The following is a 23,508-nucleotide window of genomic DNA, read 5'->3' on the forward strand; positions in this document are numbered from 1 at the left end:
ACTGGGCGATAAAACGGATCCATTCGGCTGGCTGCATGATCTGCTCCCTGTGTGGTAAGTATGCAGAGTCAGACAGCAATGCCAAGGGAAGATTCCGGCAGTTCCCCTATTTACCGATGACAGAGCCCAAAAAAACGGAGGCCGCAGCCTCCGCAAAAACGCCGGGGTACGGCGTAATTAATACAGTACGACGGAGCGGATCGACTCACCGCTCTTCATCAGGTCGAAACCCTGGTTGATATCGTCGAGCTTCAGCCTGTGCGTGATCAAATCGTCGATATTGAGCTTGCCTTCCATGTACCAGTCGACGATCTTCGGCACGTCCGTGCGGCCGCGCGCGCCGCCGAAAGCGGAACCTTTCCACACGCGCCCCGTCACCAGCTGGAATGGACGCGTGGAAATTTCCTGGCCGGCCGCCGCCACGCCGATGATGATGGACTGGCCCCAGCCCTTGTGGCAGCACTCGAGCGACTGGCGCATGGTGGTGGTGTTGCCGATGCATTCAAACGAATAGTCGGCGCCGCCATCCGTCAGTTGCACGATGGTGTCGACCACGTTTTCCACCTCGTTGGCGTTGACGAAATGCGTCATGCCAAACTTGCGCGCGATGTCCTGGCGCGCCGGGTTGATGTCGACGCCGATGATCTTGTCGGCGCCAACCATTTTCGCTGCCTGGATCACGTTCAGGCCGATGCCGCCCAGACCGAATACGACCACGTTGGCGCCCGCCTCGACCTTGGCCGTGAACAGCACGGCGCCCACGCCCGTGGTGACGCCGCAGCCGATGTAGCAGACCTTGTCGAAGGGCGCATCTTCGCGGATCTTCGCCAGGGCGATTTCCGGCACGACGATGTAATTGGAAAAGGTGGAGGTGCCCATGTAATGGAAGATGGGCTTGCCGTCGATGGAAAAGCGCGAGGTGGCGTCCGGCATCAGGCCGCGGCCCTGGGTCGAGCGGATCGACTGGCACAGGTTGGTCTTTTGCGACAGGCAGAATTTGCACTGGCGGCATTCCGGCGTGTACAGGGGGATGACGTGATCATCCTTTTTCAAGCTTTTCACGCCCGGCCCCACGTCGACGACGATGCCGGCCCCTTCATGGCCGAGGATGGACGGGAAGATGCCTTCCGGATCGGCGCCCGACAGGGTGTAGTAATCGGTGTGGCAAATGCCGGTGGCCTTGATTTCGACCAATACCTCGCCCTCACGCGGGCCGGCCAGGTCGACTTCTTCGATGGTCAAAGGCGCGCCCGCCTTCCATGCAATCGCTGCTTTGGTTTTCATGTGTGTCCTGTGTATGGTTGAAACGCTTACTTGGCTTTCGCGCGGTTGAGGAAGGCGCCGTGCAGGCCGTTCAAGGTTTCCTCGGCCAGCAGCAGCTGGCTGGCGATTTCATTGATCTTGCGGCGGCTGGACCGGGCGTGGTCGCGCAACACTTCGAAAGCCGTGTTGCGATCCGTTTGGAACTTGCCCATCAGCAAACCGACGGCCAGGCTCGTTTCGCGGCCCGCGGCCAGGGCCGCGTTCAGGTTCAGCTCGGTGCGGCGCAGCTGGCGGATTTCGTCGGCACGGGCCAGGCCCGCTTCGAACGCGGGCATCAAGCGGCCTTCATCGACGGGTTTGACGACATAGCCGACAGCGCCGTAGGCGGCCGCCTGCTTGCCCGATTCGCTGTCGCCGCTGCCGGACAGGAACATGAATGGCACGGCCGTTTCGCCATGCAGGCGCTTGGCCAGTTCCAGCCCGGACATGCCCGGCATGTGGATATCGAGCAAGGCCAGGTCCGGCTCGCGCTGGGTGATCAGCTGCAGCGCCACTTCGGCCGAATGGGCCAGGGCTGTCTCGTAGCCGGCATGGCGCAGGACTTCGCCGAGGAATTCCAACAGGAGCTGGTCATCGTCAACGATCAGGATAAGGCGTTTCGCGGCGGCTGGCTGACTCATGGGCAAAGGGACCTCGGTAATGAATGATGCTCATATTATATGCCGATTATTCGCCAAATCCGTCCCCTCACGCCTCCCCTGCATGCGCAAATAGCAGATTGAATTGCTGCATCGCAATATCCACATCGTCCGCTTGATAGACGCTAGTGATGGCCGCCACCATGTCGGCGCCACGCGCGACCAGCGGCGCCGCGTTCTCCGGCGTCATGCCGCCGATCACCACGCAGGGCAAGGCAATCTCGCGCTTGGCTTGCAGCACGATATCCAGGGGCGTCGTGACCGGATACTTTTTTACCAGTGACGGATAAAAGCCGCCGAAGGCCACGTAGCTGGCGCCGCCCGCCTCGGCCGTCAGTGCCAGGGCCAGGTCGCCATAGCAGGAAGCGCCGACGATCTTGTCCTTGCCCAGGCGCGCGCGCACCTGCGCCACGGACGCATCCGTGCCGCCCACATGCACGCCGTCCGCGTCGAGCTCTTCGCACAGCTCGATAAAATCATTGATGATGAAAGGCACGCCATATTTGCGGGCCAGCGCCAGCAAGGCGCCCGCCTGTTCGCGCCGCTGCTCCGCCTCGGCGCTCTTGTGGCGGTATTGCAGCAGGGCCACGCCTTCCTGCAAAGCTTGCTCGCTCACGTCGAGCAGGCGGTCGGTGTCGTCCCAGTTCGGGGTGACCAGATACAGTCCACGCATGATGTTTTCCTTATTGAATGAATCGTTGCGGCATGAGTTGACCTGGCGCAATCGCATACGCACCGGCCAGGGCCGCATGGCAATAGCGTTGCGCCAGATCAAGCGCTTCAGGCAATGTCTGTCCCAGCGCCAGGCGCGCGGCGATGGCGGACGCCAAAGTGCAGCCGCTGCCGTGGAATTCACCGGGCAGGCGCGGCCAGCGCCACTCGCGCTCGCCGCCAGCGCCGTCAAACCAGCGGTTGACGATCACCTCGCCGTCGCCATGGCCGCCCGTCACCAGCACGTTCTGACAGCCTTGCGCGCGCAAGTTTTCTGCGCCACCGAGGGCCAGCGCTTCCGGCCCGTTCGGTACGATGACGGTCGTCACCGGCAGCAAGGGCGCCAGCGCCAGCACGGCGTCGTCTCGGCTGAGCACGTCGCCATGGCCACTGGCCAGCACAGGATCGAGCACGACAGGCAAATCCGGCCGGAGTAGCTTCAATTGCGCGATCAGCTGCGCAATGACGGCCGCATTCGCGGCGCTGCCGGGAATGCCGATCTTGACGGCATGAATCGCCATCTTGTCGATCAGCGCCTGCGCCTGGCGGCGCAGCAATTCCGGCGCCACCGCTTCCACGCCAAAAACCCTGTCGTTGTCCTGCACCGTCAAGGCCGTGATGACGGGCAGCGCATGCGCGCCCTGCGCGGCAATCGCCACGATATCGGCGGCGATGCCGGCGCCACCCGACGGGTCGGCGCCGGCAAACACCAGCACAGTGCGGCGCATCGGCACCATCACGCCAAGCGACCCGCCATCGGCGACGACGGCGACGCGGCGAATTTACGCGGCATGCGGCCGGCCAAAAACGCTTCGCGCCCGGCCCGCACGGCCAGCTTCATCGCATGCGCCATGCGCACGGGGTCGCGCGCGCCGGCAATGGCCGTATTCATCAGCACGCCATCGCAGCCGAGCTCCATGGCAATGGCCGCATCCGACGCCGTGCCCACGCCCGCGTCGACCAGCACGGGCACCTTCGCCTGGTCGATGATCAGCGACAAGTTCCACGGATTCAAAATGCCCATGCCCGAGCCGATCAGGGAAGCGAGCGGCATGACCGCCACGCAGCCAATGTCTTCCAGGATCTTCGCCTGGATGGGATCGTCGCTGCAATAGACCATCACGTCAAAGCCATCCTTGACGAGCGCTTCGGCCGCGACCAGGGTTTCCGGCATGTGCGGAAACAGGGTCTTTTCATCGCCCAGCACTTCCAGTTTCACCAGATTGCGCCCGCCCAGCAGTTCACGCGCCAGCTGCAGGGTGTAGACGGCGTCTTTGGCGTTGTAGCAGCCGGCCGTGTTCGGGAGAATCGTGTACTGGTCGGGCGGCACGAAATCGAGCAGGCTGGGCGCGTTTGGGTCCTGGCCAATATTCACCCTGCGGATCGCCACCGTGATGATCTGCGCCTCGGCCGCATCCGTCGCTTCGCGCGTCTGCGGCAAATCCTTGTACTTGCCGCTGCCCACCAACAAGCGCGATTGATACTGTTTGCCTGCGATGGTCAGCAGGTCGTTATGTGTTACGGTATTCATGTGTTCTTCCTTGTCTATTCTGAACTTAGCCGCCGCCAATCGCGCGTACGATCTCAACCTGGTCTTGTACTTGCAAGACCTGTCCCGGCCACGCCTTGCGCGGCACGACATTGCGGTTGACGGCCAGCGCCAGCGCCTGGTTTTCCAGCGACAGCGCGGCGATCAGCTGGTCCAGGGTTTGCCCCGGCGGCACCTGGTGCGGCGCGCCGTTGAGCGTGATGGATATCAATGCAGGCATCACGCTCTCCTTCAGACCTTGCGGTACAGCTCGGCACCGTTCTTGATGAATTCGATAGCCTTGATTTCCATGCCCTGCTTGAGCGCCTTGTCTTCCGCGATGCCCATGCCGGCCGCGTATTCGCGCACTTCCTGCGTGATCTTCATCGAACAGAAGTGCGGGCCACACATGGAGCAGAAATGCGCCACCTTGGCAGAATCCTTGGGCAGGGTTTCATCGTGGAATTCGCGCGCCTTGTCCGGGTCCAGGCCGATGTTGAACTGGTCATCCCAGCGGAATTCAAAGCGGGCTTTTGACAGGGCGTTGTCGCGGATTTGCGCGCCCGGATGACCCTTGGCCAGGTCGGCCGCGTGCGCCGCAATCTTGTAGGTGATGATGCCATCCTTGACGTCCGCCTTGTTGGGCAGGCCCAGGTGTTCCTTCGGCGTCACGTAGCACAGCATGGCCGTGCCGTACCAGCCGATCATGGCCGCGCCGATGCCCGAGGTGATGTGGTCGTAGCCGGGCGCGATATCGGTGGTCAGCGGTCCCAGGGTGTAGAACGGCGCTTCGCCGCACTGTTCCAGCTGCAAGTCCATGTTTTCCTTGATCAACTGCATCGGCACGTGGCCAGGCCCCTCGATCATCACTTGCACGTCGTGCTTCCACGCAACTTGCGTCAGCTCGCCCAGGGTTTTCAGCTCGCCCAGCTGCGCCTCGTCGTTGGCGTCGTAGATGGAGCCGGGACGCAAGCCGTCGCCCAGCGAAAACGACACGTCATACGCCTTCATGATTTCGCAAATGTCTTCGAAATGCGTGTACAGGAACGATTCCTGGTGGTGCGCCAGGCACCATTTCGCCATGATGGAGCCGCCGCGCGAAACGATGCCCGTCAGGCGCTTGGCCGTCATCGGCACATAGCGCAGCAGCACGCCTGCATGGATGGTGAAATAGTCGACGCCCTGCTCGGCCTGCTCGATCAGGGTGTCGCGGAAAATTTCCCAAGTTAAATCTTCGGCCTTGCCATTCACCTTTTCCAGCGCCTGGTAGATGGGCACGGTGCCGATCGGCACGGGACTGTTGCGCACGATCCATTCGCGCGTCTCGTGGATATGTTTACCTGTGGACAGATCCATCACGTTGTCGCCGCCCCAGCGGATGGCCCAGGTCATCTTTTCCACTTCCTCGCCGATCGACGAGGTGACGGCCGAATTGCCAATATTCGCGTTAATTTTCACCAGGAAATTGCGGCCGATGATCATCGGCTCGACTTCCGGGTGGTTGATGTTGGCGGGGATGATGGCGCGGCCGCGGGCGATTTCTTCGCGCACGAATTCCGGCGTGATCTCGGCCGGGATGCTGGCGCCAAACGACTGGCCGGGATGCTGGCGGCCCATCAGCTCGGCCAGGCGCTCGCCCATGGGGCCGGACGCTTTCAGCTCTTGCAGATACTCCTGGCGACGCATGTTTTCGCGGATGGCGACGAACTCCATTTCCGGCGTGATAATGCCGCGCCTCGCGTAATGCATTTGCGTCACATTCTTGCCGGCCATGGCGCGGCGCGGCTTGCGGTGCAAATTGAAGCGCAGCTCGGCCAGCTTCGGGTCTGCCAGGCGGGCAATGCCGTAGTCGGAGGTCGGGCCGGGCAATTCTTCCGTGTCGGCCCGCTCCATGATCCACGGCAAACGCGGCGTATCGAGGCCGGAGCGGATGTCGATCTGCACGTCCGGATCCGTGTACGGGCCGGAGGTGTCGTAGACGTAGATCGGCGGATTCTTTTCGCCGCCGAACGACGCTTCCGTGTCGGACTGGCTGATCTCGCGCATGGGCACACGGATGTCGGGACGGCTGCCTTCAACATATATTTTGCGCGAATTGGGCAGCGGCGCGATGGCGGCTTCGTCGACCGTGGCGGTGGCGGAGAGGAATTTCGGGTTGGCGTTCATTTTGGCTCCTTGGCTAGACTATTTTTAAGCCTGGAGCCAGCTAAGGAGGTTCGGAATTACGCACGCGGAAAGGCGGGGTGCGTTCATCCTAAAGCTTCCCTTCGCTGGCATTATCCAGATCAGGTTCGGAGGGTATTTCTCACCCGCGCTTGCACCGTGTTTCCACAGCGAAAGGCAGGACCCCTAGCGTTTGCCGCCTTGCGGCAGCGAGCCAATTATACGCGGTTCACGCCGCGCGGCCAGATGATTTCTTGCAGGTGTCGTCTTTGTACATCGCGCTACTTCTTCTTGCCCCAGCGCCAGGTGGTCGGTTCGCCCTTCATCTGGCAGATGAAAATGAGCACGGCAACGATGGCCGCTTCATAGATGATGTACCGCGCCAGCGAGTCTTGCGGCGGGAACAGGAAGGCGCCGCAGGCGAACAGCGCCAGCGCGGCCAGGAACACCAGCCAGCCTTGCCAGGTGATGGGCAAGCCCCAGCCCCAGCCATAGGTCTTGGCGGGGAACCAGTATTGCTGCGGCGTTGCCGGGGGCGATTTGTCAGCCATGATGCTTTCCTTGTGGATATGGATAGCAGCAAGTATAAATCAGGCGCTGCGATGGCGCTCCGTGACATCGAGGCCGATGCCGCGGTAGCCGATGAAGCGGCTGCCCGTGTCGAACATCGGTTCACCGCTCACCTGCAGGTACTGCGTGCTGCCGTCGAGGTTGGCGCGGCTGTAGATAAAATCGAGAAACGGTTCGCGCGCGGCGATTTTTGCATCGAGCAAGGCGCGCTCGGTGGCGTTCCAGCGCTGCGGCTCTTCCTCGCTGCCGATGCCCAGCATTTCAGCCACGGGGCCGGAAAAGCGCGTCAGGTTACCCTGCGCATCTTGCTCCCAGTACCAGTCGGACGACAGTTCCGTGAAGCGCTGGAAACGCGCTTCGCTTTCGCGCAACTCCGCCGTGCGCTCTTCCACCATCTGCTCCAGCGACTTGTTGTATTCGGCCAGCTTCTGGTACAGCAGGCGCACTTCCAGCATGTTGTGGATGCGGGTCTTGACTTCCACCAGGTCGAAGGGCTTGCTGACGAAATCCTTGGCGCCAGCCTGCAGCGCGCGCAGCTTGTGGCCCGGCTGTGCCGTGATCACCAGCACGGGCAGATAGCTGCCCGCCTCGATGTCGCGCAAGGCTTCCATGACTTCAAAACCATCCATTTCCGGCATCTGCAAGTCGAGCAGGATCAGGTCATAGCGGTGCTGCTGGTGCAACGCGCGCACGGCTTGCGGATCCATGGTGGACGTGATGCGCGTATAGCCGGCATTGCGCAGCACCTGTTCCAGCAGCATGACGTTCGCCTCCTGGTCATCAACGATGAGGATGCTGGCGTTCAGGATCTCGGTGGCTTGAAGCATGGCGGTATTCCTAAAAATAAGTGCTGAATTAGCGTATTACGTGAGAGTCATCGGCCAGGCCGAGCGCGGCCGCGTGGTGCAGGGCCACATCGAGCGCATCCATGAATTCGACGACCTTGATCGGCTTGGTCAGGTAGCGGAAGAAACCCGCTTCCAGGCCTTTCTCGATGTCGCGCGGCACGGCGTTGGCCGACAGCGCCATCACGGGAATGTGGCTGGTGAGCGGGTCGTTGTGCAGGATATGCAGGGCGCCGAAGCCGCTGATACCGGGCAGGTTGATGTCCATCAAGATCACGTCCGGCTGATACGTGCGCGCCAGGTCGATACCCAGGTGCGCATCGATGGCCGTGAGCAACTTCAAATCGCTGCGGCGGGCGATCAATTGCTCCACCAGCGCCAGATTGGCGGGATTGTCTTCCACGTACAGCAAGGTACGCTGGCTTTCCTGCGCTTCCGGCACCTGCGGCAGCGCGTCGCCGCGCCCCAGTACCAGTGCCGGCGCGCTGGTGGCGGCCAGCTCGAACCAGAAGGTGGTGCCCACGCCGACCGTGCTGTCGACGCCGATGGTACCGCCCATCAATTCGATCAGCTGCTTGGTGACGACCAGGCCGATGCCCGTGCCCTCTTCCGTGCTGTTTTCCTGTCCCAGGCGGTTGAAGGGTTGGAACAGCTGGGCAACCTGTCCCGCATCGAGGCCGGCGCCGCTGTCGCGCACGCTGACCCGCACCTTGGCGCCGCGCTGGCTGCAGTCGACGGTGACGGAACCGCCACCCTGGTTGTATTTGATGGCGTTCGACAACAGGTTGATCATCACCTGTTTCACGCGCGTGCGGTCCGCATGCACGAAATAGGCTTCGCCGCAGCGGGGGAAATGCAGGCTGATGCCGCGCTTTTCCGCCTGCGGCGCGATCATCGCCTGGCAATCCTGCAGCACGTCAAGCAGGGACATCGCTTCCTGCGACAAGGTAACCTTGCCCGATTCGATCATGGCCAGGTCGAGGATTTCATTGATCAAACGCAAGAGATACCAGCCGCCCTTGAGGATCTGTTCGATCGAGCGTTGTTGCGGCACGGTGGGCGGCGGCACGTCGGACGCCATCAGCTGCGCAAAGCCCAGCACGGCATTCAGGGGCGTGCGCAATTCGTGGCTCATGCTCGACAGGAATTCGGACTTGGCACGGTTGGCCTTTTCCGCCACCAGGCGCGCCTTCTTCAGTTCGGCATTGTTGGTCTCGACCAGCGAGCGCGTGTACGCCTGCTGTTCGCGCAGGCGCTGGTCCAGCAGCGCCTGTTCCGCCTCGACCTGCTTGCGTGCCGTATTGTCAGTGCCGATCAGCAAGTAACCGATGACCTTGTTCTGCACGTCGCGCAAGGCCGTCACGGAAACGATGGCGGGGAAGCGGCTGCCATCCTTGCGGATGTAGGTCAGTTCATAAATGTCTTCGATGCCGCGCGTGGCCTTGAAGACGAGCGCTTCCACGCCGGGCGTGATGACCCTGTCGAGTTCGGCACTGAGGGCCGCCGCGCGCGCGACGATTTCTTGCGCATCGGAAATGCCGGCCGGTGTCAGCTTGTCGACCACGTCGCTCGCTTCATAGCCGAGCATGCGTTCGGCGCCCACATTGAAAATCTGGATCACGCCCTGCGCATCGGTGGCGATGCAGGAGAAATTGGCGCTGTTGAAAATCGCATCCTGCAAGGCGCCCGCCTTGAGCAGTTGGCGCGGCAGGCTGGCCGCCAGGGTGCGCCGGTATAGCGCCACGAGCAGCATCAGCAGCAAAAAGACCAGCGCGTCGATGGCGCAGGCCGTCTCGAACGGCGCGCGCCAGGCCAGCAGGCCGATGGCCAGCAGCACGATGGCGCTGAAGGAAAACGCCAGCGCCATGGGCCAGCGCGACGGTGCGCGCGGGGGAATTTTTTCGACAGATTGCATGGGGTAGCCCGGGCTGTGACAACGATAAGAATAAGGGGGAATGCCGTGCTCAAGAAGCCTGGCGCTGGCGCACGTCCGACAGCAGGCGCGCGAATTCCTTTTTGACCACGCCATAGCATTCGCACACATGGCCTTCGAGGCCGCTGCGGTCCAGCACGGAAATATGGCCGCGCCGGTAACTGATGAAGCCGCGCGTCTGCAGGCGCCCGGCCGCTTCCGTCACGCCTTCGCGGCGCACGCCCAGCATGTTAGCAATGAGTTCCTGCGTCATGGTCAGCTCGCGGTTCGGCAGGCGGTCCATGGTCAACAGCAGCCAGCGGCACAATTGTTGCTCCACCGTATGGTGGCGGTTGCACACGGCCGTCTGCGACATTTGCGTGATCAGGGCTTGCGTATAGCGCAGCAGCAAGCGCATGACGGGACCGGCGCGGTCGAATTCTTCCATCAGCAAATGCGCCTTCAGGCGGTAGCCGACGCCACCCGTCTGCACGACGGCGCGGCTCGGCGTCGAATTGCCCCCCATGAACAGCGACACGCCCACGACGCCTTCATTGCCGACGCCGGCAATTTCCGACGAGCCGCCGTTTTCCAGCAGGTAGTGAATGGAAACGATGGCCGTGGTGGGGAAATACACATGCTGCAGCTTGTCGCCCGAATCGTAGATCACGTCACCGAGCAGCATCGACACTTGCTCCAGGTGGGGGGCCAGGCGCGCGAAATCGGCGTCGAGCATGGCGGCGAGCAAATGGTTTTGATTCGGGTTGTGCAACTGGGCATGCGGACTCGACATGGGCAGGTTTCCTGGTTTCCAGTCGTCAGCTAGGGGGTCGATGAAAGGCGTCCGAACGAGGGCCGCCATGTGGTGCAGCGTAACACAGCGCTGGCACGGTGCCCCGACTATATTTCTTGCTGGCATGGCCGTCCGTTCGGTAGCGAACGGAGACATTTCGCCATGCGCCCTACAGTCAGTCACTGCCCGGCCTGCCTGATCATGGATCGGCACCGGCGCTGCCACGGGACTCACCATGCAATCATTCTTCAAGCGCATCTCCATTTCCGTTTCCACTTCGGCCCTGCTCACCCTGGCGTGCGGACTGTGCCTGACGGCCCTGTGCTACGCCTCTGCGCGCCAGATCGAAGCGGAAAGCGCCCGGCTACTGCTGCAGTACCACGCCAGCGGGCACACCTTGGGCGCCGCCCTGCTGCCGGCCAAAGGCATGGGCCTGGACGCCAGCCATCGCGGCTCGCTGTATGTGCTGCTGGGTGGAATGCTGTCGAGCCTGCTGGCGGCCGCGTATGTGTATCAGCTGGTGTCGCGCAATTCCGTGATTGCCCGCATCACGGGCGAGCGCACGGCGGCGCTGCAGTTTGCCAATTTGCGCCTGTCCGAAGACATCGCCGCGCGCATGCACAATGAAAAGTCGCTGCGTTTGCGCGAACGCATCATCGAAGTGTCGGCCAATGCCATCATCCTGTGCAGTGCCGACGCGCCCGGCTACCTGATCGAATACGTCAATCCCGCCTTCGAACGCATCACCGGCTATGCGGCAAGCGAAGTCATCGGCCAGCGCCTGGAAGACTTGCAGGGTCCCGAGCAGGGCCGGCAAGACATGCACGCCATTACGGCGGCCCTGCGCGAACAGCGCGAAGGCAAGGCCATCGTGCGCAATTTCCGCAAGGATGGCAGCTGCTACTGGAGCGAGCTGTTCGTCGCCCCCGTGCGCGACGATGGCGATGGCGCACTCAGCCACTTTGTCGTGGCGCAATACGACATCAGCACCGTCATGCGTTTCGAACAGGAACTGGAATTCCAGGCCCGGCACGATATCCTGACGGGCCTCGCCAACCGGGCCCTGCTGCGCGAACGGCTGGAGCAGGCGATGGCCGTGACGCGGCGCAGCGGGCTGCCCCTGTGGGTGGTGTTCATCGACCTCGACCGCTTTAAATTCGTCAACGATACCCTGGGCCACGATGCGGGCGACCTGGTGCTGAAAAGCGTGGCCGAGCGCCTGCGCGACGCGACGCGCGAAGTCGACACGGTAGCGCGCCTGGGCGGCGATGAATTCGTGCTGCTGCTGCCCCAGCATGGCAATGGCGAACCGGGCGCGGCCATCCTGCAGCGCATCTTGGACGCCGTGGCGCAGCCGCTGCAACTGGGTGAATATGAATTTTTTCTCAGCTGCTGCATGGGCGTGGCCGTGTATCCCGACGATGGCGACGATGCCGACACCCTGATCAAGCACGCCGACATCGCCATGTACCGCGCCAAGGAACAGGGACGGGGCCACTGGCAATTCTATGCCTCGAGCATGAATGCGGGCACCCTGGAACGGCTGGGACTGGAGAGCGAGTTGCGCCACGCCCTGGAGCGGGGGCAATTCCACCTCGAATACCAGCCCCAGCTGGACCTGGCCAGCGGCGAAGTGGTGGGCATGGAAGCGCTGCTGCGCTGGCAACATCCGCAGCTGGGACGCATTCCGCCTGCCAGTTTCATCGGCCTGGCCGAGGAAATGGGCTTGATCACGCCCATCGGCGACTGGGTGCTGCGCACGGCATGCGCGCAGGCACGGGCTTGGCAACTGGCCGGCCATGGCCCGCTGCGCCTGGCCGTCAACCTGTCGGCGCGGCAATTCAAGCAAAAGAATCTGCTGCACGCGGTGGCGCAGGCACTGGCGGAAACGGGACTCGCCGCGGCCCACCTGGAACTGGAATTGACGGAAAGCATGGTCATGCATGACGTGGAGCAAGCCACGGCCATCATGGCCAACCTGAAGGCGCTGGGCGTGCAACTGTCCATCGATGACTTCGGCACCGGCTATTCCAGCCTGGCCTATCTGCGCCACTTCCCCATCGACGTATTGAAAATCGACAAAACTTTCGTCAGCGACATCACGCACAGCGACGATGACGCGGCCATCGTGCGCGCCATCATTTCGCTGGCGCACAGCTTGCGCCTGAAAGTCATCGCCGAAGGCGTGGAAACGGCGCAGCAACTGGCCTTCCTGCGCCAGCACGGCTGCGATCAGATGCAGGGTTACCTGTTCAGCCGACCGCTGGCCGCCGACGCATTCGAAACATTGCTGCTCGAAGGCAGCATGCTGCCCGCTTAAAACGCGTGGCGCAGGCCGACGTTGAAGGCGCGGTTGCCGCTGCCCACTTCGGTTGCATTGCCCACCATGTAGGCGGCGTCGTTGCGGTTGCGGATATGCGCGTAGGCAACATACACCTTGCTGCGCTTGGACAGAGCATACGTGGCGCCGATGGCCAGCTGCTGCGCGTCGCGGTTGGCCGCATCGCGGTCATCCTTGTGGACGTACGAGGCGAGCAAGGTCGTCGCGCCGAGCGGCACGGACACGCCGACGATAGCGTCGCGGCTGTCGCTGGACTGGGCCGGCGCCTGCGCCGCGCCGTACGGATTCTCGGCAAAGAACATGCTGCTGCCATCGCCCGTGTTGCGGCCATAACCGGCAAACGCCGTGGCCACGCCGAAGTTGTAATTGCCGGCCAGAATGGTGTTGTTCACGTCGGCCTTGCCGGGTTCGCCGGCACGGCTCTGGCGCGCCAGGCGCAAGGTCAATGGACCGTTGACGTAGCCGAGGGCCAGGCCCAGCGAACGCTGGTCCGCCGCAATCGCCGTGTGTTCGCCGGCACCATACATGACGGTGGCCGTCACGCCGCGCCATTCCGGCGAGGTATAGCGCACGGTATTGTCGATGCGCGTGGCCGAATAGCCGGCCAGGTTGGTCGCCGCGCCGGCCAGACCGCCCTCGAATGGATCGGCCACGTCGGTCAGCGCCTGGCTTTGCAGGTTGTACTGGCGGCCCACGGTCAGCATGCCCAGCGGACTGTTGAGGCCGACAAACGCCTGGCGGCCGAACAATTGGCCCGCCTGGTCCGAGCGGCCCGTGTCGCTCAGGACACCCGCTTCCAGGGTGAACACGGCTTGCAAGCCATTGCCCAGCGATTCCGTGCCGCGCAAGCCCAGGCGCGAACCGGCCGAGACGCCGCTGGTGAGCTTGCTGACGCCGCCTTCCTGCACCAGGCCCGCATCCATCAAGCCATACAAGGTGACTGACGACGGGGTGACTGAAGACGGGTCGACGGACGACTGGGCGTGGGCGGCAGGCATGGCGCCCATGGTGGCGATGGTCGAAACGAGGCCGACGGTGATCGAGATTTTTTTCATGCTGGTTTCCTTGTCAAGGCAAAACCGGGAAAGCGCGCGGCCATGGCGCGGCCACAGGCGCCAAAGGCGCGCTGGGGAGTGCCGTATCGAAAGACGACTGGCCAGGCAACGTGATTCCTGGCGAAGCTGTGGCGGCAGCGGCGTGCAATGACGCCGCTTTGATTCCGCCGTGAATGGTGCACCGCTGGCGGTGCGCGTGGCTCAGGCACCCGGCCCGAAGGGGACGCTCTGAAGGTGGCTGGCATCGCGGATGCGCTGGCCTTGAGACGCGGACGAGTGCTGGATATGCAACGTGAATACAACCGCGTCTGCTGGCGCCGTCCGCAAGGATGAGGCAGGAAGCGCCGAGGCCGGCATTATAGCATCGGCGCCGCCCCTATCCCCGTTCTGTTGCGGGAAAACGACTCGCCAGGCCGCCAAAACACGGCCATACGGCCGCGTTCACTTCACCTTGTCGTATGACAGCATTTGCCCGTCGCGATCCCAGGCCAGTGCGCCATCCTCGATGCCAATGACGGCGTGGAAATCACGCATGCCCGAGCGCGGCGGATACAGCGCAAAACGCAACAGGCCTTGACGGGCCGGCAGCGTTACCGTGGCAAAGCCCGCTTCCGGATGGGACAGCGCCAGATGGCGCAGCGGCCCGGCAAACGGCACCTGCCACGGCTGTGTCCCGCTGACGCCTTTGGCAAACGCGGGTGCATCGCCGAGCGCCGCCAGGCCGATATCGGGCACGGCCTCGTTGCGATATTCGACGATGATGCGGGCCGGGCCGGTGGTGGTGTCGCCGGAGCGCGGCGGCAACAGCGCAAAGGGAGCGTCGGGCGACTTCCCGTCGCCCTGCAGCAGCAGTGCGCCGTCCCGCACCGACCAGCGTCCCTGCGCCGCTTGCTCATCGGCGCCGTACACCATCTGATAACTGAAACGCCCGTCGGCGCGCAGCACGATCTGCGACGCGACCTCGGTCCGGCGCCCCATGGTGTAGCGTCCCGGCAAGCGCTGTTGCAGCGCCAGGTCGGCTGCCTTGTCCTTGTGTGCGGGCGCAGCCGCAAGCTGCGCAGGCGGCACCCGCCAGCCGCCGGCCGCCAGGATGGCCAGCATGTCGGCGCGTCCCGCGGCTCGCAGCGCGCTCCAGTCCTGCGGCGCGAGTTGCCGCAGGCTGCCAGCCAGGCGCGGCAGGCGCGCGGCAAAGCGCTGGCCCAGCCAGCCGGCCAGGATCAACCCCGGTTCCTCGGCAAAGGCGGTGATCAGGCGCGGCGCCATGGCGTGCTCGCACTGCGGCGGCGCGCTGGAAAATCCATGCTTGAGCAGCAAGTCCCAGTACGCATCGGACGCGTTCATGACGATGTCGATCAGGTTCGGCGTGTCCGGCAGGCAGACCTTGTCCAGCGACAGCGTCCAGTCGCGCGTGACGAGCGCCAGCATATCGGTATTGAGACTGGCGGCGGCCAGGTCCAGCGCGCCACCCCATGCGTGCTCCGTGCCGTCATCGATCCGCGCGCCGCGCGCGAGGAACAGGCGCACGGCCTCGGTATTGCCATTGACGATGGCCTGCTCCAGCGCGCTCTTCTGATTGGCGCCGCGCCAGTTCGGGTCCAGCCCCAGGTCCAGCAGACGCGGCAGCAGATCGCCGCGCTGCGCCCGCAGCGCCTGCCGCAGCACCACCGCATCGCCCGGCGCGCGCCGCACACCGTCGGCGCGCCGCAACATGCCGTGCTCCAGCAACAGCGGCGCCAGTGCGCGCTGCGGCGACTGTACGGCGAGCACGGCGGCGTTGTTGCCCAACTGGCTGGCCGGCAGGCCGGCCGCCAGCATCAGGCGTACCCGCTCGACGCCGGCCGCATCGCGCACGGAACGCAGCGCCTCGTCCAGCGGCGACCACTTGATGTCTGCCAGCGGCTGGCGCGCCGCAACGGCCGCCAGCAGCAAGGTCAGCACGGTATTGTTTTCCGGCGTCGGCTTCAGTTTCAGCGCCATCCTCAAGACGGGGAACTCGCCGCCCAGCGGGTCGGCGCCCAGGCCCAGCAGCAGCTTGACCATCGCCGCGTCACTATTTTCGACGGCCGCCAGCAAGGGCGGACGATAGCCATCGCTGACGACGGGCGCACCCATCGCGGCCAGGCGGGTGACCCAGTCAGGCCGCTGGCTGCGCACGGCATGCCACAGCAGGGTTTCCGTTTCCAGATGCAGCGTGTCGAGCGTCGTCAGTTTGCTCATATGAAAGTCGTCGACTGCGGGACCAACTTGCTTCCACGGCATGCCGGGCATCACCAGCTGGCGCAGCACCTCCTCGGACGCCGGCTGATGGTTGTACATGGCGCGCATCGCGGCGTCGAGCCAGCGGTCCTTTCCCTTTGCGTCATGCCGGGGCACGCGCTGCTTGAGCCAGTCCAGCGCGCCGGCGTTGCCCGCTTCGGCGGCGTAGGCGTACAGCGACTTGCCCTGTTCGTAGATCTCGGGCGTGGTGCCGGTGGCCAGCATTTTATCGAGCACTTCGGTGCCGCGCGTCAGGCCCAGCAAGCGCCCCCAGAGCATGTGATCAGCCAGCGGCCGTTCGGCTGGCGGCGCCGCGCCGTCTTTCGCCGTCTTTTTCTCTGCCTGGCGCAGCTCTGCCATGCGCTGGTCACCCACCAGATAGGGCAGGCCCGAACCAGCGTCCAGCAAGGCGATCATGTTTGCCGTGCGTTCATCCGCGTCGAGCAATTCCGGCAGCATGTCCGCGTCTTCCTGCTGCAGCGCGTATTCCAGCGGCGCCAGCGTTTCATTTCCGGCGCCGTAGTGCCGCACATCGGCGCCATGGGCCAGCAACAGGCGCACCATCGCGGCGTTGCCGTACATGGCCGCCAGATGCAGGGGCGCGACGCTATTGCCCCCGGTGCCTTCGCCGACCGGCACGCCGCGCTGCAACAGCAGCGTCATCATGCGCAGCCTGGCCGGCAGCAGCGCCGCGTGCCGCTCGCGTTGCGCCTCGCGGTGCGCCCGCCGCTGCACTTGTTGCAGCAGATGATCGTCCAGACGCGGCTGCGCCTTCTGCCATGCCGATTCGGCTTCGACCAGGCTGTACGCGGGCAAGATCAAGGTGTGCAGCAGGGTGCTCGAGCCGCTTCGGTAGGCGCCCGGCAGGGCGACGCCGGCGAGCAGCTGGCCGAAGGCGGCTTCATCGCCCTCGCTGGCGGCATCGAACAGCGCCCGCACTTCGGGCGTCGGCGGCAGCTTGTCGCGCGCCACGCGCACATAATGGATCATGCGTTCCATGCCGTGCACCGAGACCTGCGGCAGCGGCATGCCCACCTTCCACGCCCGCGCCAGCTGATCCGCCTCGGCGTTTTGCGCCGCGTTCATCGCCTTTGCCCAGCCTGCCACGCTGGCGGCGGCCCCCGGCTCCCCGCCCGCCGCCGCCAGCTGGCTCAGCATGGAGGCGAGCACATAGTCCTGCGGCACGCCCCAACCCATGCCGTACACCTTGACCAGTTGCAACTGGGCCTTGGCGTTGCCGCTTTCGGCCGCCTTGCGCAGCCAGCGGGCGGCCTGCATTTCATCCAGGCCGTCTGCTCCGTTGCAACACAGCATGCCCAGCTGGTAGGCGGCGTCCATGTCGCCGCCCTCGGCGGCACGGAGGTACCAGTCCTGCGGCGAGCGCCGCCCCGTCAGCGACGTCGCCGGCAAGGGCATGCCGCGCCGCCAAAGGCCGGCCAGGCGCACGGCTTCGTCGACCTGGTCCGGCGACATCGCGTTGCGGCGTGCCGGCAGATACCTTTCCAGCTCGGCCGCGCCGCGCCATTCCTTGTCCTGCAGCGCCAGCAGTCTGAGCGCATACGACAACACCTTGTCGGCCGGCACGCCTTCGCCCTGTTCATACATTTTCGCCATTTGGGCCATCGGCTCGCCGGCGCCCTGCGACGCCAGGCTGCGCAGCCAGGGCAGCGCGCGCGCGGGATTGCGCATGCTGCCCAACATGATCGTATACAGAGAAACAAGTTCCTCCTGAGCAACGCGGTCGCCGCGCTTGGCCGCCAGCAGATACCAGCGCACGGCATCGGCATCGCTGCGCGCCACATCCGAACACCGCTCCGCGCCCGCGTAGATATCGCCGAGAACCTTTTGCGCCTTGATATTGCCGCCCAGCGCAGGTCCGCGCAATTGGGCCACGGCGTCAACGCAGCGCCCGCGCTGGAAAGACGCCATTCCTTCCGGAACACCGGCGCACGCGCCACCGGCAGCCCATCCTGCGCCGAGCACGGCCAATTGCCACAATTTTTTCATGATTGCCTAAGCTTTCAAATAATGTTGCAAAGATGATAGCTTAGAAAAAATACAATGCAGCAATATTGCGCAATTGTGCGCGGCTTTTCGGGTCATCCAGGCCCGCTATTTGCTGCGCATGCTTTATGCACCCCTTATAATGGTTCCTTTTGCCAATCACACGCCAAATCATGGAATTAGCCAAGTCTTTCGAGCCCGCCGACATTGAACAATTCTGGCGCACCGAGTGGGAACAGCGCGGTTACTTCACCGCCACCCTCGATGCCGGAAAACCTTCCTTCAGCATCCAGTTGCCGCCGCCGAACGTCACCGGCACCCTGCACATGGGCCATGCGTTCAACCAGACCATCATGGATGGCCTGACCCGTTACCACCGCATGCTGGGCCACAACACGGCCTGGATTCCCGGCACCGACCACGCGGGCATCGCCACGCAAATCGTCGTGCAACGCCAGCTGGACGCGCAAAAGATTTCGCGTCATGACCTGGGCCGCGAGAAATTCGTGGAAAAAGTGTGGGAATGGAAAGAAAAATCCGGTTCCATCATCACCGGCCAGATGCGCCGCCTGGGCGCCTCGGCCGACTGGAAGCGCGAATACTTCACGATGGACGAGCCGCGCTCGAAAGTCGTCACCGACGTCTTCGTGCGCCTGTTCGAGCAAGGCCTGATCTACCGCGGCAAGCGCCTGGTCAACTGGGACCCCGTGCTGGGCACGGCTGTATCCGACCTGGAAGTGGTGTCCGAGGAAGAGGACGGTTCCATGTGGTACATCAAGTACCCGCTGGCCGACGGCAGCGGTTTCCTGACGGTGGCCACCACGCGTCCTGAAACCATGCTGGGCGACGTGGCCGTGGCCGTCGATCCGACGGACGAGCGCTATCTGCCGCTGGTGGGCAAGATGCTCAAACTGCCTTTGAGCGACCGCGAAATCCCCATCATCGCCGACGAATACGTCGACAAGGAATTCGGCACCGGCTGCGTCAAGATTACTCCTGCGCACGACATGAACGATTACGCCGTCGGCCAGCGCCATAAACTGGCACAGATCGTCATCCTGACCCTGGACGCGAAGATCACCGACGACGCGCCCGAAGCCTACCGCGGCATGGACCGCTTTGCCGCGCGCAAGCAGATCGTCGCCGACCTCGACGCGCAAGGTTTGCTCGAGCAAGTCAAGCCGCATAAACTGATGGTGCCGCGCGGCGACCGCACGGGCGTCGTCATCGAGCCGATGCTGACGGACCAGTGGTTCGTCGCCATGAGCAAACCGGCCCCGGAAGGCACCTTCTTCCCAGGCAAATCGATCGCCGAAACGGCGCTGGACAAGGTCGCCAACGGCGAAATCAAGTTCGTGCCGGAAAACTGGAGCACCACTTACAACCAGTGGCTCAACAACATCCAGGACTGGTGCATCTCGCGCCAGCTGTGGTGGGGCCATCAAATCCCGGCGTGGTACGACGACGCCGGCAATATCTTCGTTGCCAAGACGGAAGCCGAGGCACAAGCCAAGGCGCAGGCGGCCGGCAGCACGGGCCCGTTGAAGCGCGACGACGACGTGCTCGACACGTGGTTCTCGTCGGCCTTGGTGCCGTTCTCGACCATGGGTTGGCCGGAAGAAACCCCGGACATGAAGGCGTTCCTGCCATCGTCCGTGCTGGTGACGGGTTTCGACATCATCTTCTTCTGGGTTGCGCGCATGGTCATGATGACGGCGCATTTCACGGGCAAGGTACCGTTTGAAACCGTCTACGTGCACGGCCTGGTGCGCGATTCGACGGGACAGAAAATGTCCAAGTCGAAGGGCAACACCCTGGACCCGATCGACCTGATCGACGGCATCGACCTGGAAGGCTTGATCGTCAAGCGCACCACGGGCCTGATGAACCCGCGCGACGCGGAAAAGATCACCAAGGCGACGCGCAAGGAATTCCCGGAAGGCATTTCGGCCTACGGCACGGATGCCGTGCGCTTCACCATGGCCAGCTATGCCTCGCTGGGTCGCAACATCAATTTCGACCTGGGCCGCTGCGAAGGCTACCGCAACTTCTGCAACAAGATGTGGAACGCCACCCGTTTCGTCATGATGAATACGGAAGGCAAGGATTGCACGCCGAACGACGCCGACCTGTCGCAAGCGGACAAGTGGATCATTTCCCTGCTGCAAAAGGCGGAACTGGACGTGGCCAAGGGCTTTGAAGACTTCCGTTTCGACAATATCGCCGCATCGATCTACAAATTCGTCTGGGACGAGTATTGCGACTGGTACCTGGAAGTGGCCAAGGTGCAAGTACAACAGGGCACGGAAGGCCAGCAGCGCGCCACCCGCCACACCCTGCTGCGCGTACTGGAAGTCGTGCTGCGCCTGGCCCATCCGATCATCCCGTTCGTCACGGAAGCCCTGTGGCAAACCGTGGCGCCTTTGGCCGGCAAGACATTGAAGGCGGAAGGCGATTCGATCATGATGCAACCGTATCCGATCGCCAACACCGACAAGATCGATGAGTCGGCCGAAGCGTGGATGCAGCAGCTGAAAGCCTTGACGGATGCGACGCGCAACCTGCGCGGCGAAATGCAAATCTCGCCTTCCGTGCGCGTGCCGCTGATCGTCGAAGCGGGCAATGCCAGCGAGAAAGAAGCGCTGGCGTCGTACGCGCCGTACATCCAGTCGCTGGGCAAGCTGGCCGACGTGCAGATCGTCGATGCGCTGCCGGACTCGCCAGCGGCCGTCGCCATCGTCGGCACCACCAAGCTGATGCTGAAAGTGGAAATCGACGTGGCGGCCGAACGCGAGCGCCTGGGCAAGGAAATCGCCCGCATCGAAGCAGAAATTGCCAAAGTAAATAGCAAATTAGGCAATGAAAGCTTCGTCGCACGCGCCCCTGCCGCCATCGTTGCGCAAGAAAACGAGCGTTTGCTCAGTTTTTCGGCCACAATTGAAAAATTGCGCGAACAGTTTGCTAAACTAGCCAGCGCATAAGGCAAGTTTGGAAGGATTGCGCGGCCGTCCCCCGTGACGCCGCGCAATACCGCTGGTCTTGCCTTGGTATATACACTGTTCGTGATCCGATCAAAAAAACCAATGGAGACTAGCGATGCATAAAGTATTCACAGCAAGTGTTAAAGCAGGCGTACTGGTGGCCGCCCTGGCCATCGCCGGCAGCGCCACCGCGCGCGACGATAACCACACCCCCGTGGGTACGTGGAAAACTATCGACGACGCCAGCGGCAAGCCGAAATCCCTCGTCGTCATCACGGAAAACAATGGCGTCTTGCAAGGCAAGATCGAAAAGCTGTTCCGTGGCCCGAATGAAGATCAGAACCCCAAGTGCGACAAGTGCACGGGCGCCAACAAGGACCAGCCCATCATCGGCTTGGTCATCCTGACGGGTTTGAAAAAAGACGGCGATGCATGGACGGGCGGTGAAATCACGGACCCGGCCAGCGGCAAGGTCTACAAGAGCAAGGCCGAACTGCAGGAAGGCGGCACCAAGCTGCAAGTGCGCGGCTATGTCGGCGTGCCGATGTTTGGCCGCTCGCAGACGTGGGTGCGCGAAGAGTAAGCGACGCACGCCCTGCCCTGATCCCTGATGAAGCCGGCCCTGCGCCGGCTTTTTTGCGCCTGCGCTCCGCACACGGCCGTTGTTTTTCAGGCCGAATCGCACCCTTTGGAACCCATTTCCAGTCTAAGACAAGCTATGCGCGCCACCGAACATACTTGAAGTTTCCTAAATGAAATAGTGCATGCCTGTGACGCCATCGCCTGTAGCGACGGGCGGCATGGCTCTGCCGGATGACCTCATCCGCGGATGCCCGGCAATGACTGCCATGCACAAAGGAACACTATGAATCTCTTCAAGCGATACTTGAACCCGCTGCTCGTCTCGGCAGGTTTGCTGGCCATGGCCGCCCTCGCCGGCTGCGGCGGCGGTGACCAGGGGCGCGATCCCATCCTCGGCTTGCCGGGCGCTACCCTGTCCAGCCTCGTCGTCACGCCAGCCACGGCCACGGTCGCGATCGGCGCGGGCCAGCAATTCACGGCCATCGCTACGTATAGCGACGGCTCCTCGCAAGACGTCAGCGCCAAGTCGGCCTGGACGTCGGCCACGCCGGCCAGCGCGACCGTCAATGCCGCCACAGGCTTGAGCACCGGCATCGCTGCCGGCAGCAGCGGCATCAGCGCCGCGTTTGGCGGCAAGAGCGCCAGCGCCGTGCTGACCGTCACGCCAGCCACCTTGCTGTCGATCGCCGTCGCGCCGCAGAACCCGATCATCCCCGTCGCCGCGACGCGCCAGCTGGCCGTCCTTGCCACGTATTCGGATAACAGCACCGCTGACGTCACGGCCGGCAGCAGCTTCGTTTCTGCTACGCCCGCTGTCGCCACGGTCGCCAGCAATGGCCTCGTCACCGGCGTTGCTACCGGCAGCAGCGTCATGAATGCCAGCTTCAACGGCAAGACGGCCAGCACCACCGCCACCGTGCCTGCTGCCACCATCGTCAGCATCGCCGTCACGCCAGCCACCGCCAGCATCGCTGTCGGTGCCACACAGCAATTCGTTGCCACCGCAACGTATTCGGACAGCTCGAACGCCATCATCACCAACGGCGCCATCTGGACGTCGGGCACGGTTGCCAACGCCAGCGTGCTGAACACGGGCGTCGCTACCGGCATCGCCGCCGGCACCAGCGGCATCACGGCCACCGCTGACGGCCAGTCGGGCAGCGCGCTGCTGACCGTCACGGCCGTCGCCATCCCGCCCGTCCTGAACCCGATCATCCTGGGCCGCGCGGCACCATTCGGCGTACTGGCCGGCACTTCGATCACGAATAATTCGGGCGGCACCACCCTGATCACGGGCGACGTCGGTGCGCCGTCGCAGACCACCGATCCGACCCAGGCGGCCGGCTTTAGCAACTACAAGTCAGGCGCCATCCTGGCCGGTGCCATGACGGATCTGCAAGCGGCGATTACGGACGGCAACAGCCGCAGCTGCGACGTCAGCTTTGCCGGCGGCATCGACCTCGGTGGCCAGACCTTCGGACCCGGCGTGTATTGCTACGCGGGCGCCATCAGCATCACGGGTAGCCTGACACTGAACGGTCCCGGCGTGTACATCTTCCGCACGGCATTGACGCTCGATTCGACCGTCAATTCGGTAGTTGCCCTGAACAATGGCGCCACGGCCGACAACGTCAGCTGGCTGCCCGTCGGCCCCACCACCCTGGCCGCGAACAGCGTCTTCAAGGGCAATATCCTGGGCCAGTCGGCCGCCATCACGGTGGGCGACAACACGACCCTGCTCAATGGCCGCGTGCTGACGGCTGCCGCCGTTACCCTGCGCAACAACCAGATCACCAAGTAACCGGG

General features: G+C 63.6%; 17 protein-coding genes and 1 riboswitch. Of the genes, 4 read left to right on the plus strand and 13 right to left on the minus strand.

The window, feature by feature from the left end; genetic code table 11:
* Positions 1-177: 177 nt before the first annotated feature.
* The 11 genes from CSQ93_RS22280 to CSQ93_RS22330 all read right to left on the minus strand — a co-directional run bounded on the left by CSQ93_RS22280 (position 178) and on the right by CSQ93_RS22330 (position 10,483).
* Positions 178-1,284, minus strand: a complete 1,107-nt coding sequence (locus CSQ93_RS22280) for an S-(hydroxymethyl)glutathione dehydrogenase/class III alcohol dehydrogenase (protein WP_035824628.1) — start codon at positions 1,282-1,284, stop codon at positions 178-180.
* Between the two features lie 26 nt (positions 1,285-1,310).
* Positions 1,311-1,943, minus strand: coding sequence for an ANTAR domain-containing response regulator (locus CSQ93_RS22285; RefSeq protein ID WP_099379923.1), 633 nt, complete (start codon positions 1,941-1,943; stop codon positions 1,311-1,313).
* A 67-nt stretch (positions 1,944-2,010) separates the two neighbouring features.
* Positions 2,011-2,634 (minus strand): thiamine phosphate synthase, encoded by a 624-nt coding sequence (gene thiE, locus CSQ93_RS22290; protein ID WP_099379924.1) that lies wholly within the window; start codon positions 2,632-2,634, stop codon positions 2,011-2,013.
* Positions 2,635-2,644: 10 nt separating this feature from the next.
* Positions 2,645-3,400 carry a bifunctional hydroxymethylpyrimidine kinase/phosphomethylpyrimidine kinase gene (thiD, locus tag CSQ93_RS22295; protein ID WP_099380011.1) on the minus strand — a complete coding sequence of 252 codons (756 nt, stop codon included), beginning with the start codon at positions 3,398-3,400 and terminating at the stop codon, positions 2,645-2,647.
* Positions 3,401-3,408: 8 nt separating this feature from the next.
* Positions 3,409-4,203, minus strand: a complete 795-nt coding sequence (locus tag CSQ93_RS22300; RefSeq protein ID WP_099379925.1) for a thiazole synthase — start codon at positions 4,201-4,203, stop codon at positions 3,409-3,411.
* A gap of 25 nt (positions 4,204-4,228) precedes the next feature.
* Positions 4,229-4,432, minus strand: a complete 204-nt coding sequence (gene thiS, locus CSQ93_RS22305; protein WP_071079564.1) for a sulfur carrier protein ThiS — start codon at positions 4,430-4,432, stop codon at positions 4,229-4,231.
* A 20-nt stretch (positions 4,433-4,452) separates the two neighbouring features.
* Positions 4,453-6,366: a phosphomethylpyrimidine synthase ThiC gene (thiC, locus tag CSQ93_RS22310; RefSeq protein ID WP_099379926.1), complete on the minus strand. Its 1,914-nt coding sequence runs from the start codon at positions 6,364-6,366 to the stop codon at positions 4,453-4,455.
* A gap of 79 nt (positions 6,367-6,445) precedes the next feature.
* Positions 6,446-6,561, minus strand: a riboswitch (TPP riboswitch).
* 83 nt (positions 6,562-6,644) lie between these two features.
* Entirely contained in the window at positions 6,645-6,914 is a 270-nt protein-coding gene (locus tag CSQ93_RS22315) for a hypothetical protein (RefSeq protein ID WP_099379927.1), read from the minus strand.
* A gap of 39 nt (positions 6,915-6,953) precedes the next feature.
* A complete protein-coding gene (locus CSQ93_RS22320) occupies positions 6,954-7,760 on the minus strand; it encodes a response regulator (protein ID WP_099379928.1) in 807 nt (268 codons plus the stop codon).
* A 28-nt stretch (positions 7,761-7,788) separates the two neighbouring features.
* Positions 7,789-9,693: a hybrid sensor histidine kinase/response regulator gene (locus CSQ93_RS22325; RefSeq protein ID WP_233516299.1), complete on the minus strand. Its 1,905-nt coding sequence runs from the start codon at positions 9,691-9,693 to the stop codon at positions 7,789-7,791.
* A 49-nt stretch (positions 9,694-9,742) separates the two neighbouring features.
* Positions 9,743-10,483, minus strand: coding sequence for a Crp/Fnr family transcriptional regulator (locus tag CSQ93_RS22330; protein WP_099379930.1), 741 nt, complete (start codon positions 10,481-10,483; stop codon positions 9,743-9,745).
* 235 nt (positions 10,484-10,718) lie between these two features.
* Here CSQ93_RS22330 and CSQ93_RS22335 point away from each other — a divergent pair, with 235 nt between their 5' ends.
* Entirely contained in the window at positions 10,719-12,803 is a 2,085-nt protein-coding gene (locus CSQ93_RS22335) for a putative bifunctional diguanylate cyclase/phosphodiesterase (protein ID WP_099379931.1), read from the plus strand.
* Here CSQ93_RS22335 and CSQ93_RS22340 read toward each other — a convergent pair.
* Together CSQ93_RS22340 and CSQ93_RS22345 are read right to left on the minus strand one after the other, a co-directional pair.
* Entirely contained in the window at positions 12,800-13,879 is a 1,080-nt protein-coding gene (locus tag CSQ93_RS22340; RefSeq protein WP_099379932.1) for a porin, read from the minus strand. The genes CSQ93_RS22335 and CSQ93_RS22340 overlap by 4 nt on opposite strands.
* Before the next feature lie 441 nt (positions 13,880-14,320).
* Complete coding sequence (locus CSQ93_RS22345; RefSeq protein ID WP_099379933.1) at positions 14,321-18,142, minus strand: tetratricopeptide repeat protein; 3,822 nt, start codon at positions 18,140-18,142, stop codon at positions 14,321-14,323.
* Positions 18,143-18,312: 170 nt separating this feature from the next.
* On the opposite strand from CSQ93_RS22345, the gene CSQ93_RS22350 reads away from it, so the two are divergent.
* From CSQ93_RS22350 to CSQ93_RS22360, 3 genes are all read left to right on the plus strand, one after another.
* Positions 18,313-21,120, plus strand: coding sequence for a valine--tRNA ligase (locus CSQ93_RS22350; protein ID WP_099379934.1), 2,808 nt, complete (start codon positions 18,313-18,315; stop codon positions 21,118-21,120).
* 115 nt (positions 21,121-21,235) lie between these two features.
* Positions 21,236-21,703, plus strand: coding sequence for a DUF2147 domain-containing protein (locus tag CSQ93_RS22355; protein ID WP_099379935.1), 468 nt, complete (start codon positions 21,236-21,238; stop codon positions 21,701-21,703).
* Between the two features lie 282 nt (positions 21,704-21,985).
* Positions 21,986-23,503, plus strand: a complete 1,518-nt coding sequence (locus CSQ93_RS22360; RefSeq protein ID WP_099379936.1) for an ice-binding family protein — start codon at positions 21,986-21,988, stop codon at positions 23,501-23,503.
* The last annotated feature ends 5 nt before the right edge of the window (positions 23,504-23,508 follow it).

Source organism: Janthinobacterium sp. BJB426, assembly GCF_002735705.1.
Classification (GTDB): domain Bacteria; phylum Pseudomonadota; class Gammaproteobacteria; order Burkholderiales; family Burkholderiaceae_D; genus Janthinobacterium.